The organism is Kitasatospora sp. NEAU-69, assembly GCF_057158765.1.
Genome location: NZ_JBWXUE010000041.1, coordinates 24,451 through 36,656, shown reverse-complemented (window position 1 = coordinate 36,656; position 12,206 = coordinate 24,451). Strand labels below are relative to the sequence as shown.

At 73.8% G+C, this 12,206-nt stretch carries 11 protein-coding genes; 5 read left to right on the top strand and 6 right to left on the bottom strand.

The annotated features are described in order from the left end of the window. The first annotated feature begins 3 nt into the window (after positions 1-3). Positions 4-609, top strand: a complete 606-nt coding sequence (gene cobO, locus AC060L_RS32490) for a cob(I)yrinic acid a,c-diamide adenosyltransferase (RefSeq protein WP_483802567.1) — start codon at positions 4-6, stop codon at positions 607-609. Between the two features lie 10 nt (positions 610-619). Further along, positions 620-1,996 carry a cobyrinic acid a,c-diamide synthase CobB gene (locus AC060L_RS32485; RefSeq protein ID WP_483802566.1) on the top strand — a complete coding sequence of 459 codons (1,377 nt, stop codon included), beginning with the start codon at positions 620-622 and terminating at the stop codon, positions 1,994-1,996. A gap of 7 nt (positions 1,997-2,003) precedes the next feature. Here AC060L_RS32485 and AC060L_RS32480 read toward each other — a convergent pair whose 3' ends face one another. Continuing rightward, on the bottom strand, positions 2,004-2,729 hold the full coding sequence (locus tag AC060L_RS32480) for an SDR family NAD(P)-dependent oxidoreductase (protein WP_483802565.1): 726 nt from the start codon (positions 2,727-2,729) through the stop codon (positions 2,004-2,006). A gap of 49 nt (positions 2,730-2,778) precedes the next feature. Here AC060L_RS32480 and AC060L_RS32475 point away from each other — a divergent pair, with 49 nt between their 5' ends. Further along, entirely contained in the window at positions 2,779-3,387 is a 609-nt protein-coding gene (locus tag AC060L_RS32475; protein ID WP_483802564.1) for a MarR family winged helix-turn-helix transcriptional regulator, read from the top strand. Between the two features lie 26 nt (positions 3,388-3,413). Here the strand turns inward: AC060L_RS32475 and AC060L_RS32470 are convergent, their stop codons facing one another. After that, positions 3,414-3,941: a GNAT family N-acetyltransferase gene (locus AC060L_RS32470; protein ID WP_483802563.1), complete on the bottom strand. Its 528-nt coding sequence runs from the start codon at positions 3,939-3,941 to the stop codon at positions 3,414-3,416. A 239-nt stretch (positions 3,942-4,180) separates the two neighbouring features. On the opposite strand from AC060L_RS32470, the gene cobC reads away from it, so the two are divergent. Continuing rightward, on the top strand, positions 4,181-5,671 hold the full coding sequence (gene cobC, locus AC060L_RS32465; RefSeq protein WP_483802562.1) for an Rv2231c family histidinol phosphate aminotransferase CobC: 1,491 nt from the start codon (positions 4,181-4,183) through the stop codon (positions 5,669-5,671). A 38-nt stretch (positions 5,672-5,709) separates the two neighbouring features. Here cobC and AC060L_RS32460 read toward each other — a convergent pair whose 3' ends face one another. The 3 genes from AC060L_RS32460 to AC060L_RS32450 all read right to left on the bottom strand — a co-directional run bounded on the left by AC060L_RS32460 (position 5,710) and on the right by AC060L_RS32450 (position 9,256). Further along, positions 5,710-6,561, bottom strand: a complete 852-nt coding sequence (locus tag AC060L_RS32460; RefSeq protein ID WP_483802561.1) for a phosphodiesterase — start codon at positions 6,559-6,561, stop codon at positions 5,710-5,712. 110 nt (positions 6,562-6,671) lie between these two features. Then, on the bottom strand, positions 6,672-7,694 hold the full coding sequence (glnII, locus tag AC060L_RS32455; RefSeq protein ID WP_483802560.1) for a glutamine synthetase: 1,023 nt from the start codon (positions 7,692-7,694) through the stop codon (positions 6,672-6,674). A 176-nt stretch (positions 7,695-7,870) separates the two neighbouring features. After that, positions 7,871-9,256 (bottom strand): SCO1860 family LAETG-anchored protein, encoded by a 1,386-nt coding sequence (locus AC060L_RS32450; protein WP_483802559.1) that lies wholly within the window; start codon positions 9,254-9,256, stop codon positions 7,871-7,873. 299 nt (positions 9,257-9,555) lie between these two features. On the opposite strand from AC060L_RS32450, the gene AC060L_RS32445 reads away from it, so the two are divergent. Next, the gene (locus tag AC060L_RS32445; protein WP_483802558.1) at positions 9,556-11,553 is read left to right on the top strand and encodes a S53 family peptidase; all 1,998 of its coding nucleotides are present in this window, start codon (positions 9,556-9,558) and stop codon (positions 11,551-11,553) included. A gap of 37 nt (positions 11,554-11,590) precedes the next feature. On the opposite strand, the gene AC060L_RS32440 is transcribed toward AC060L_RS32445, so the two are convergent. Then, the gene (locus AC060L_RS32440; protein WP_483802557.1) at positions 11,591-12,082 is read right to left on the bottom strand and encodes a hypothetical protein; all 492 of its coding nucleotides are present in this window, start codon (positions 12,080-12,082) and stop codon (positions 11,591-11,593) included. Positions 12,083-12,206 lie beyond the last annotated feature (124 nt).

Sequence of the window (12,206 nt, the reverse complement as noted above, 5' to 3'; positions counted from 1 at the left end):
CCGATGCCGCAGGGCAAGCCCGAGGTCGTCCCGAACGACGGCCTGACCACCCGTCAGCGCCGCACCCAGCCGATCACCGCCGTGCACACCGGCCCCGGCAAGGGCAAGTCCACCGCCGCCTTCGGCCTCGCGCTGCGGGCCTGGAACCAGGGCTGGCCGATCGGGGTGTTCCAGTTCGTCAAGTCCGCCAAGTGGAAGGTGGGCGAGGAGAACGCGCTGAAGGTGCTCGGCGCCTCCGGCGAGGGTGGCAGCGTCGCCTGGCACAAGATGGGCGAGGGCTGGTCCTGGATCCAGCGCTCGGCCGAGGCCGAGGTGAGCAGCGAGGAGGCCGCCAAGGAGGGCTGGGAGCAGGTCAAGCGCGACCTGGCCGCCGAGACCTACCGGCTGTACGTGCTGGACGAGTTCACCTACCCCATGCACTGGGGCTGGGTGGACGTCGAGGAGGTGGTGGCGGTGCTGCGGGAGCGGCCCGGCTCGCAGCACGTGGTGATCACCGGCCGGTACGCGCCCGAGGCGCTGCTCGAAGTCGCCGACCTGGTCACCGAGATGACCAAGGTCAAACACCCGATGGACACCGGCCGCAAGGGCCAGCGCGGGATCGAGTGGTAGGCGACCTCTGATGCACATCCCCCGCCTGGTCATCGCCGCGCCCTCCTCGGGCGCCGGCAAGACGACCGTCGCCACCGGCCTGATGGCCGCGCTGACCGCGCGCGGTCTGACCGTCTCCCCGCACAAGGTCGGCCCGGACTACATCGATCCGGGCTACCACGGCCTGGCCACCGGCCGTCCAGGCCGCAACCTGGACGCCTTCATGTGCGGCCCCGAGCGGATCGGCCCGCTGCTCGCGCACGGCGCCGCCGGCGCGGACGTGGCGGTGATCGAAGGCGTGATGGGGATGTTCGACGGCGCCTCCGGGCGCGGCGAGCTGGCCTCCACCGCGCACGTCGCCAAGCTGCTGCGGGCACCGGTGGTGCTGGTGGTGGACGGCTCCTCGCAGTCCCGCTCGGTCGCGGCGCTGGTGCACGGCTTCGCGTCCTGGGACCCGCAGGTGCGGCTCGCCGGCGTGATCCTGAACCGGGTCGCCTCCGACCGGCACGAGCAGCTGCTGCGCGAGGCGCTGGAGGAGGGCGCGGGCGTGCCGGTGCTGGGCGCGGTGCGGCGGACGGCTTCGGTGGCGACCCCGTCCCGGCACCTCGGCCTGGTGCCGGTGGTGGAGCGCTCCGCGCAGGCCGTCCAGGCGGTCCGTGACATGGGCGAACTCATCGCCGCCTCGGTCGATCTGGACGCCGTGCTGGCGCTGGCCCGGTCGGCGCCGCCGCTCGACGCCGAGCCCTGGGACCCGGCCGCCGAGGTCACCACGGTCGCCGGACCGGCGCCCCGGATCGCGCTCGCCGCCGGGCCGGCGTTCTCCTTCTCGTACGCCGAGAACGCCGAACTCCTCACCGCGGCGGGGGCGCAGGTCGTCCCGTTCGATCCGCTGCACGACCGCGCGCTGCCTGACGGCACGTCAGGTCTGGTCGTCGGCGGCGGCTTTCCGGAGGTCTACGCCGCCGAGCTGAGCTCCAACGCCGAGTTGCGCGCGGCGATCACCGCGCTGGCCGCCGCCGGTGCGCCGATCGCCGCCGAGTGCGCCGGACTCCTGTACCTGGGGCGCGAGTTGGACGGGCGCCCGATGTGCGGGGTGCTCGACTCGACCGCGCGGATGACCGAACGCCTGACGCTCGGCTACCGCGAGGCCGTCGCGCTGCACGACAGCCCGCTCGCCGCCACCGGCACCCGGGTACGCGGCCACGAGTTCCACCGCACCACCTGCACCCCGGGCGCCGGACCCACCCCCGCCTGGGGCTGGCGCACCCCGGCCGGCGCCCCGCACACCGAGGGCTTCGCGGCGGCCAACGTGCACGCGAGCTACCTGCACCTGCACTGGGCGGGGGCGCCGGGGCTGGCCGAGCGGTTCGTCCGGGCAGCGGCGGAGCAGGCGGGGAGCGTATCCTGACGATGCGTCAGCGACCGCCGTACGTGCCGCCGTTCACGTGGATGATCTGGCCGGTGACGTGCGAGGCGAGCGGCGAGGCGAGGTAGAGCGCCGTGCCGGCGATGTCGATCGGGGTGCCGGCGCGCTTGTTCGCCGCCTGCTCGATGTTCCAGGCGCGGCGCTCCGGCGAGATGCCGGCACCGAAGAACTCGGTGTCCTCGATGTAGCCGGGGGCGATCACGTTGGCGGTGCTGCCGTCCGCGCCGAGCTGCTGGGCGAGGGTGAGGGTCCAGGCCTCGACGGCGGCCTTGGCCGAGCCGTAGGAGCCGGAGCCGCCGCGGTGGGCGGCGATGGAGCTGATGTTGATCACCGCGCTGCCCGGGTTGAGCCGCTCGCGCAGCGCGGTGGTGACCAGCACGGCGGAGAGCAGGTTCGCCTGCCAGTTGGCCAACCAGCCGGCGGCCAGGCCGGCCAGACCCTCGGCCGGCTCGGCGCCGATGTCGGTGTTGCCGCCCGCGTTGTTGACCAGGACGTCCACCCGCTCCGGGAGTTCGGCCAGCGCGGCCTCGACCTGGGCCGGGTCGGCGGCGTCGAACGCGACGGCGCGCACCGACGGGCCGAGCGCGGCGGCGGTGTCGGCGAGCACGTCCTTGCGGCGGCCGGTGATGACCACCTGGTCGCCCTGCTCGGCGAAGGCCGCCGCGACCGCCCGGCCGATGCCGGTGCCGCCGCCGGTGACGATGATCTGGCGCATGAGCGCGCTCCCCTCGTTTAGACCTAAACGTCCATGCCACACTAGCACCATGGATTCCGCTTACGAGAGTGCCGATCAGCCCGGGCAGCACGAGCAGTCCGAGCGGCCCGGGCAGCCCGAGCGGCCTCAGCGGCCCGACCTGGCCGCCGAGATCGCCGCCGCCTGGCAGCGCGAGCGGCCACGGCTGCCGGTCGGCTCGATCGGCATCCTGACCCGGATCCGGCAGGCCGCGAAGCTGCTCACCGACGACCGGCGGCGCACGCTCAACCGGGTCGGGATGGACGCCGCGACGCTCGACCTGCTCAGCACGCTGCGCCGGTCCGGCCGGCCGTACCGCCTCTCGACCCGCGAGCTGGCCGCCCGCTCGCTGATCACCGCCGGCGCCGTCACGCAGCGGGTGGACCGGGCGCAGGCGGACGGCCTGGTGCGGCGACTGCCTGCGGAGCCGGGCAGCCGGGCCGTCCCGGTCGAGCTCACCGCGACCGGGCACGCTGCGGTGGAGGCGGCGGTCGAAGAGCTGCTGGAGTACGAGCAGGGCCTGGTGGACGGCGTGCTGACCGGCGGCGAACAGGAGCAACTCGCCCTGCTGCTCGCCAAGTTGCTGGCCGGACTGCCGGGGCCGACGGGGTCTGGAGAGCAGCCGGCGAGCGGGTCCTGATCCAAGCGACCGGCAGCGTCGGCCCTTCAGCCGGCCGGCGGGGCGGCCAGCCGGAACGCCTCCAGCTCCACGCCGTACCACCGGTCCGTACGGCCCAGCGGCTCCATGCCGAGGCGGCGGCAGAGCGCCTGCGAGGGCTCGTTGTCCGGCCGCACCACGGCGTGGATCTCCGGCAGGCCGTCCGCGAACCCCTTCGCCAGTACGGCCCGGGCCGCCTCGGTCGCGAACCCCTGCCCCCAGCTGTCCGGATGGAAGTGCCAGCCGATCTCGATCGCGCCATCTCCGCTGTCCCCCGGGAGTGGGGCCAGCAGCACGGTGCCGATCACCAGTCCGCTGTCCCGTCGCGCCACTGCCCACCGGCCGTAGCGCGGATCCGCCTGCGCGGTCGCCCGGAACCGCTCGATCAGCGCCGCCGCCTCGGCTTCGTCCGCCACCACCCGCGGTGTGGTCCCGAGGTAACGGACCACCTCCCAGCGCGAGTAGAGGTCATACGCCCGCGCGACATCGGCCGCCTCCCACTGCCGCAGCGTCAGCCGTTCGGTCTGCGTGGTCATCGCCCGTTCCCCCCAGGATTCGGAATCGGTTGTTCCGAGCCCGATCCTGCCGCACCGGCACGGTCGCCGACAGGCCCCCGCCTTCGGCCGGGAGGTGCGCCCTCCATGGCATCCCGGCCGGCCGGCCGGCACCGCGCGCTGCTTCGACGGGATCGACCGGGTAGGTCCTACTCCCCCTCGTTGACTCCCTCTTGCCCAGCGTGGTGGGATGCGCGGGGCGCGAGAGGGAGAAACCACAGGTGAGCGGCGTGGACGGCGGTACGGGCGGCAGCGTGGACGGCGATACGGCCGGGGTCGTGGCCGGGGTCGGCGCGAGCGCCGGGGTGGGCGCGGACGAGGTGCTGGCGCTGATCGGCGCGGCGCTCGCCGAGGCGGGCGTGGCGCGGACGGCGCTGCGGCGGCTGGCCACCGTCGAGCAGCGGGCCGACGAGCCGGGCCTGCTCGGCGCGGCGCGCGCGCTCGGGCTGCCGCTCACCGCGCACCCGGCGGCGGAGCTGTCCGCCGTCCGGGTGCCCAACCCGTCCCCCGTGGTGCTGGCCGGCACCGGAACGGCCAGCGTCGCCGAGGCGGCCGCGCTGCTCGGCGGTGGCCGACTGCTGCTCGCCAAGCGGAAGTCCGCGCGGGCCACAGTGGCGCTGGCCACGGTGACCATGACTGCCGACCCGGCGGAAGTCGGCGAGCCCGACCTTCGGCACCACGGCGACGCCGAGGTGCGAGCCGCCGGTCTGGTCGATCTGGCCGTGAACGTCCGCACCGGCACCCCGCCGGCCTGGTTGCGCGAGGCGCTCGCCGCCACGCTCGGCGACCTCGCCGCGTACCCCGAGCAGAGCGCCGCGCGGGCCGCCGTCGCCGCCCGGCACGGCCGGCCGGTCGACGAGGTGCTGCTCACCGCGGGCGCCGCCGAGGCGTTCGTGCTGCTGGCCCGCACCCTGCGCCCGCGCCACGCGGTCGTGGTGCACCCGCAGTTCACCGAGCCGGAGGCCGCGCTGCGCGATGCCGGGATCACCGTGCACCGCGCGCTGCTCTCCCCCGCCGACGGCTTCCGGCTCGGACAGGCCCCAGGCGCGGGCGCGGTGCCCGAGCAGGCCGACCTGGTGGTGATCGGGAACCCGACGAACCCGACCTCGGTCCTGCACCCGGCCGCCGCGCTGGCCGAACTCGCCCGCCCGGGGCGGACGCTGGTGATCGACGAAGCCTTCATGGACACCGTGCCGGGCGAGCGCGAGTCGCTGGCCGGGCTCGCTGCGGGTGAACTCCCGGGCCAGGTCGTGGTGTTGCGCAGCCTGACCAAGACCTGGGGGCTGGCCGGCCTGCGCATCGGCTACCTGCTCGGCCCGGCCGCCCTGGTGGCCGAGCTCAGCCGGGCACAGCCGCTCTGGCCGGTCTCGACGCCTGCCCTGGTGGCGGCCGAACTGTGCAGCGCCGCACCCGCGTTGGCCGAGGCCGAGGAGGCCGCCGGGCAGCTGGCCGAGCACCGGGCGCACCTGCTGAAGGGGCTGGCCGCCGTGCCCGGGATCCGGGTGCACGGGGAGCCCGCCGCCTCGTTCGTGCTGATCGAGCTGCCCGGCGCGGCACTGGTGCGGGAACGGCTGCGCGCGGCCGGCTACGCGGTGCGGCGCGGTGACACGTTCCCCGGGCTCGGGCCGGACTGGCTGCGCCTCGCGGTGCGCGACGAGGAGACCACGGACCGGTTCCTCGCCGCGCTGCGTGCGGTCGTCGATCAGCCCTGACACTTCACCAGGCGTGACGCTTCACCAGGCGTGACGCTTCACCAGGTGTGCCCGGCGATCGGCCCGGCGGCGTGGCTGACCGGCACGGTGTGGGTGATCCAGGCGTCCTCGCTGCGCAGGTGGAGCAGGAACGAGGTCGGCTCGGGCAGGTAGTTCGGGATGCCCTCGCGCAGCACCAGGTGGGCCTGGAGGTACGAGCTCGGTGCGACCGCCAGCGTGCTGCCGCCGAACGCGGCGGTGACCTGGCGGTGGACGTGACCGGCCAGCACCCGGGCGACGTTCCGGTGGCCGGCCAGCAGCTTGCCGAGCTCCGCGCCGTCCTCCAGTCGCATCCCGTCCAGGAACGGCATGCCGAGCGCCATCGGCGGGTGGTGCAGGCAGACGATCGCCGGGACCTCCGGGCGGCGGGACAACGCCTCATTCAGCCATGCGAGTTGGGCCTCACCCAGCCGGCCGGCAGGTGAGCCGGGGAGCACCGAGCTGAGCACCACCAGGGTGAACCCGGGCTCTTCGACGGTGTAGTTCGCCGCACCGGCACCGCCGAGGAAGCGCGTCCCGCCGAACTCGCCCAGCAGCACCGAGGGATCGTCGTGGTTGCCGGCCACCAGGTAGAGCGGCAGCGGGAATCCACCGATCAGCTCGTGCAGCACCTGGTACTCGGCGGGCTTGCCCCGGTCGACCAGATCACCGGTGATGACCACGCAGTCCGGCTTCGGATCGAGCGTCAGGACGCGGCAGAGTGCCCGGCTGAGCCCCGTCGCCGGGCCGCCGGCCAACAGGCCGGTGGTGATGTGCGGATCGCTGATGTGAGCGATCGAGAGCGGGGCGGCGTCGGCGGGAACGGACGCTGCGGGTATCCGGTCGGCAGGGTTCACATCGGCAGGGTTCACGCCGATCATGATCGCACCGCCCGCCGGTCCCCGGAAGGACCGACGGGCGGTGCGGTGTACGCCTCGGGCGTACAACTCAGGCGTACGGCTCAGACGTACGCCTCAGGCGATCAGACCTGGCCGGCCTTCTCCAGCGCGGCGCAGCAGGTGTTGACCAGCAGGCGGGTCACCACGTACGGGTCCACGTTGGCGTTCGGGCGGCGGTCCTCGATGTAGCCCTTCTTGTCCACCTCGACCTGCCACGGGATGCGCACCGAGGCGCCGCGGTCCGAGACACCGTAGGAGTAGACGTTCCACGGGGCGGTCTCGTGCTTGCCGGTCAGGCGGGACTGGATGTCGTCACCGTACTGGTTGACGTGCTCGAACACGATCTCCTGCGAGGCACCGAGCGACTCGCAGGCGGTGATGATCGCGTCGTAGCCCTCGCGCATCGCCTTGGTGGAGAAGTTGGTGTGCGCACCCGCGCCGTTCCAGTCGCCGCGCACCGGCTTGGCGTCCAGCGTCGCGTCGATGCCGAACTCCTCGGCGGTGCGGTAGAGCAGGTAGCGGGCGACCCACAGGTCGTCCGAGACGGTCAGCGCGTCGACCGGGCCGATCTGGAACTCCCACTGGCCGGGCATGACCTCGGCGTTGATGCCGCAGATGTTCAGGCCGGCGGCGATGCAGCGGTCCAGGTGCAGCTCGACGATCTCGCGGCCGAAGACCTCCTCGGCACCGACACCGCAGTAGTAGCCGCCCTGCGGGGCCGGGTAGCCACCCTCGGGGAAGCCGAGCGGGCGCGAGCCCTTGAAGAAGGTGTACTCCTGCTCGATGCCGAAGATCGCCTCCTGCGCGGCGAACTGCTCGGCGATCGGGCGCAGCAGCGCACGCGTGTTGGACGGGTGCGCCGAGCCGTCGATCTCCAGCACCTCGCAGAGCACGAGGATGTGGTCGCCGCCGCGGATCGGGTCCGGGTACACCTTCACCGGGTCGAGCACGCGGTCCGAAGCGTGGCCCTCCGCCTGGCTGGTCGAGGAGCCGTCGAAGCCCCAGGTCGGGATCTTGTCCGCGTTCGGCAGCACCCGGGTCTTGGAGCGGAGCTTCGCGGTCGGCTTGGTGCCGTCGATCCAGATGTACTCAGCCTTGATAGCCATCGCGGAGAACCTCACTGCTTTTGGGTGGTGGGTGCCCGCGTAGCGTTGCAAGCCGCCGTTTCCCCGTTGTTCCTCTTATGTAACCAGCGTGTGAACCGACTGTCCGAAGTGGCACCCTCACTCTCCGAGAGTGCCAATGGCTCGGTCGGCGCCGGCTGCCCGGGCGAGCGGGCCGGTCAGCCGTCGTTCCGGCGGCCGGCCGTGCGACGGCGGCGGGCGACGAACCAGAGCGCGCCACCACCGGCCGCGACCAGCGCGCCACCCGCGCCGATCATCGTGCCGCTACCGCTGCCGCCGCCAGTGAAGGCGAGCGAGTGGCTCGACGTCTTCTGCGCTCCGGCGGCGGCCGTCGACGACGCGGAGGCGGACGCGGACGGGACGGCGGCACCCGCGGACGTGTCGGCCACCTGGGCGGCACCGGACGGCGCGGCACCCGCGGACGGCGCGGCACCCGCACCGGACGCGCCGGAGCCGCCCGACGCCCCCGAACCGCCGGACCCGCCCGACGCACCGGAGCCACCGGACGCGCCGGAGCCGCCACTCGTACCCGACCCACCGGACGCGCCCGAGCCGCCGGTCGAACCGGACCCACCGCCCGTACCCGAGCCACCGCCCGTACCCGACCCACCGCCCGTACCCGAACCGCCGGTCGAACCGGACCCACCGGTGCCACCAGTCCCGCCAGAGCCACCGGTCCCGCCCGTCCCACCGGCCGGGGCCGACGCCGTCGGCGAGGACGGCGGAGTGGGCGGCACGGACGACGTCCCGCCGCCGGACGGCGTCTGGCAGCTCACCGAGGCGACCGTGATCGTGCCGTCCACCTTGGCCACGTTCAGCGACAGCGGATTGAGCGCGACCTGCACCACCAGTGCGGACGCCGCCGCCGTGTCGGAGGTGGTGGTGCGCTGGGAGAACTGCACGTCCACGCTGCCGACGCCGGGCACCGCCACGTGCGTCGGCCCGGAGACGCTGACGCTGACGGTGTGCCCCAGCACGGTGAGCGTGGCGGGCGCGTCCACCTTCGCGGTCGGCTGGCCGCCGACCGGGCAGTCGGCCTCGCTGCTGAGCGCCTCCAGCCGGAGCAGGCTGGTCAGCGGCAGGCCGGGCGCGTGCACGTCGGCGTTGACCAGCTTGACGCCGGCCGAGGCGCCCTGCGCGTCCACGTGCGTCACCGAGTTGCCGACGTCGGCCCGCACCAGGGTGACCGGGCCGGGCTGCGCGATGCCGTCCACGTTCGCGGTGAGCAGCGAGCCGCTCTGGTCGGCCGGCGACTGCACCTTGTTCAGCGCGACGTCCACCGGCACGTCCACCGCGTTGTTCAACAGGTTCACGTCCAGCGCGAGTTCGGCGGTCACAGCATTCGCCCGCCCGGTCGCCGGGGTGTCGGCGGCGGCTGGCAGCGGCAGCGTGACCAGCGCCGTCGCAGCCAGCGCGACGGCTGCGGCCGACAGCGCCCGGGCGGCACGGACGGGCTGGACGGGCCGCACCGGGCGGACCGGCAGCACGGGCGGAACAGGCCGGGTGGAGCCGGTGGAACGGGACGAACGAACAGCGGACAGCACGGTGGAACCCCCACGGGTGGTGATCGAGCAGGCGAACGAACGGAGAGCGCGCCATGACGCTCACCCCGATCGGGGGAGGGCGCTCGCTCTCGGCTGCCGTCATCATTCTCGAAACCTCCGCCCCGAGGGCAACGCCGGTGTCCTATTCATCCATTGGAGTGAAGAACCGTCAGTAGCGACCGCGCGTCCACTGATTCGATGCGACTGAACGACCCCACCGACACGTCTCCATCACCGGGGCCCGACAGGACCGCCGCGCCCGACCCCGACCCGACCCCGACTCGACGGAGCCTGATACCTTGCCGGCACGAACACGGACAGTCGCCGCCGCCCTCGCCGCCGCCGCACTGACGCTCGCCGTCTCCCCGGCCGCGACGGCCGCGCCCACCACCCCGGCCCGCACCACCCTGCCTTCCGCGACGCCGAGTTGGGCCGGCCAGAACGCGACCACCGACCTCGGCCCCGCACCGGCCGGACAGCAGCTCACGCTGCGGGTCTACCTCGCCGGCCGCAACGCCGCCGGCCGGGTCCTGGCCGCGCAGCACACCGCGACGCCGGGCAACGGCAGTTACGCGCACTACCTGACGCCCGCCGCGTTCCAGCAGGCGTACGGCGCGAGCCCGGCGCAGCTCACCGCCATCCGGAGCTGGCTGACCGGCCAGGGGATGACGGTGAGTGACGCCAACGCGCACTACCTGACGGTCCGGGCCACCGCCGCCCAGGCGAACCGCGCGTTCGCGACCTCGCTGCACAGCTTCAGCTGGCCGAGCAACCCGGCCGCACTCGGCTACGCGCCGGCGACCGGCATCTCCGTCCCCTCGGCGCTCGGCGCGGACATCGCCACCGTCGTCGGCCTGGACGCGGAGCCCGGCACGCTGACCGCGCAACCGCAGGCCGTCCAGCAGAAGCAGAAGCAGAAGCAGAACACGGTGGCCCAGCCGAACAACTCCGCCACCAACTCCGCCGCCCCCACCGCCCCGCCCTGCTCGCACTACTGGGGCGAGCACGAGTCGCCGATCCCGGCCGCCTACGGCCACACCACCGCGCCCGACCAGATCTGCGGCTACACCCCGCAGCAGCTGCGCGACGCGTACGGCGTGACCAAGTCCGCCTACACCGGCAAGGGCCGCACGGTCGCCGTCGTGCTGGACGGCGCGCTGCCGAGCATGGCGGCGGACGCCAACCGGTTCTTCGCCGCGCACGGCCTCCCGGGCTTCGCCCCCGGCCAGTACAGCGAGAACTTCGGCCCGAACTTCGCGGCCAGCTGCGGAGATTCGTCCGACCTGCCGGAGGAGCCGCTGGACGTCGAGACGATCCACATCGCCGCGCCGGACGCCAAGGTGGTCTACGTCGGCGCCGACTGCTCCCAGGACGGCTCCAACAACCCCCGTGAACTCGGCTTCCTGGACGCCGAGACCAGGATCGTCGACCAGCACCTCGCGGACGTCTCCACCGACTCCTGGAGCATGCTGGAGTCGCTGTACAGCCCGGCCATGATCGCCGCCTGGGAACTCACCTTCCAGCAGGGCGCGTTGGAGGGCATCGGCTTCAACTTCGACTCCGGCGACGGCGGCGACAGCGCCGGCGGCGGCCAGCCGGCCTCGGTACTCTTCCCCGCCTCCGACCCGTGGGCGACCGGCGTCGGCGGCACCACGCTGCAGATCGGCAAGAACGGCACCGTCCAGGGCGAACTCGGCTGGGGATTCGACCACGCCCAGGTCAACCCGCAGGGCACCGGCTACCTGAGCGCGCTGCCGGGGCAGTTCGACGAGGGCTCGACCGGCGGGCGCAGCGCGCAGCTGCCGCAGCCCTGGTACCAGCACGGCGTGGTGCCGCAGGCGCTGGCCACGGCGGGCGGGACCGCCGCCGCCCATCGCGAGGTGCCGGACATCTCCGCCGACGGTGACGGCCAGCTGACCGGCTGGCTGATCGGCTACACCACCCCGGGCGGCGGCTACCAGGAGGTCACCGAGGGCGGGACCAGCGGCTCCTCCCCGATGATCGCCGGCCTGGAGGTGGACGCGGCGCAGGCCGCCGGGCACGCGCTCGGCTTCGCGAACCCCGCGCTGTACGCGCTGCGCGGCACCCCGGCGATCCACGACGTGCTGCCGGCGCCGACCGGGCAGACCCCGATCGCCCGGCACTACGAGCCGGACTGGAACAACCCGGGCAGCTACCTCACGTACCTGGCCACGATGGACCACGACAGCTCGCTGAACACCGCACCCGGCTACGACGACGTCACCGGGCTGGGCGGGGCGACCTCGGCGTTCGTCAGCGCCTTCGCCAAGCACTGACGCTCCGACGACCGGCGCCGGTCACCCCGCGGGCCGCCTACTCTCCCGTGTGGGTGACCGGCGCCGTGTTCACGAACAGCCCGGACAGCGCGGCGACGGCCGAGGTCAGCGCGGGCACCGCGTCCAAGTGCTTCGGGAAGCACAGGATCGCCACCCCCGCCGAGGCCGCGGCGAGCAGCGCGAGGACGCCGAGCACGTTCCAGGTGGCCCGGGTGACCGTGTGCCCGGGGTTGATCACGGCCCCGAGCAGCGCGGCGACCAGCCCCGAGGTGACCTGGGTCAGATCCGGCAGGCTGGTGTTGCCGTCCCAGGGCAGCACGCCCAGGAATACCATCAGCAGCCCGAATCCGGCCGCCGCCAGAATCGCGGCCGGGCCGGTCGGCAGCGCGGACAGGGCGGACCCGACGGCGGCACCGACACCGGTGCCGGCAGCGGGAGTTGCGGCAGCAGCGCCGCCTGCGGCGCGGACCGCCGGAGGGTTCGATCCGCTGCCCGGCTCAGCGGCGGCGGCGGGAGTAGCAGTAGTCATGCGCCCAATAAACCGCTACGGAAGCCGCCAGTCCACCGGCTGCGCGCCTTGCCGACCCTGCCGGCTCCACGGCGTCAGATCACCGTTGCCAGGCGCCGGGTGGCCGAGAGCGGGGGCTGTGCGT

Coding starts and splice junctions, on each gene's coding strand:
- AC060L_RS32475 (WP_483802564.1), top strand. CDS start 2,779: ATGGATTCCGCTTACGAGAGTGCCGATCAGCCCGGGCAGCACGAGCAG.
- glnII (WP_483802560.1), bottom strand. CDS start 7,694: ATGGCTATCAAGGCTGAGTACATCTGGATCGACGGCACCAAGCCGACC.
- AC060L_RS32440 (WP_483802557.1), bottom strand. CDS start 12,082: ATGACTACTGCTACTCCCGCCGCCGCCGCTGAGCCGGGCAGCGGATCG.
- cobO (WP_483802567.1), top strand. CDS start 4: ATGCCGCAGGGCAAGCCCGAGGTCGTCCCGAACGACGGCCTGACCACC.
- AC060L_RS32485 (WP_483802566.1), top strand. CDS start 620: ATGCACATCCCCCGCCTGGTCATCGCCGCGCCCTCCTCGGGCGCCGGC.
- AC060L_RS32480 (WP_483802565.1), bottom strand. CDS start 2,729: ATGCGCCAGATCATCGTCACCGGCGGCGGCACCGGCATCGGCCGGGCG.
- AC060L_RS32470 (WP_483802563.1), bottom strand. CDS start 3,941: ATGACCACGCAGACCGAACGGCTGACGCTGCGGCAGTGGGAGGCGGCC.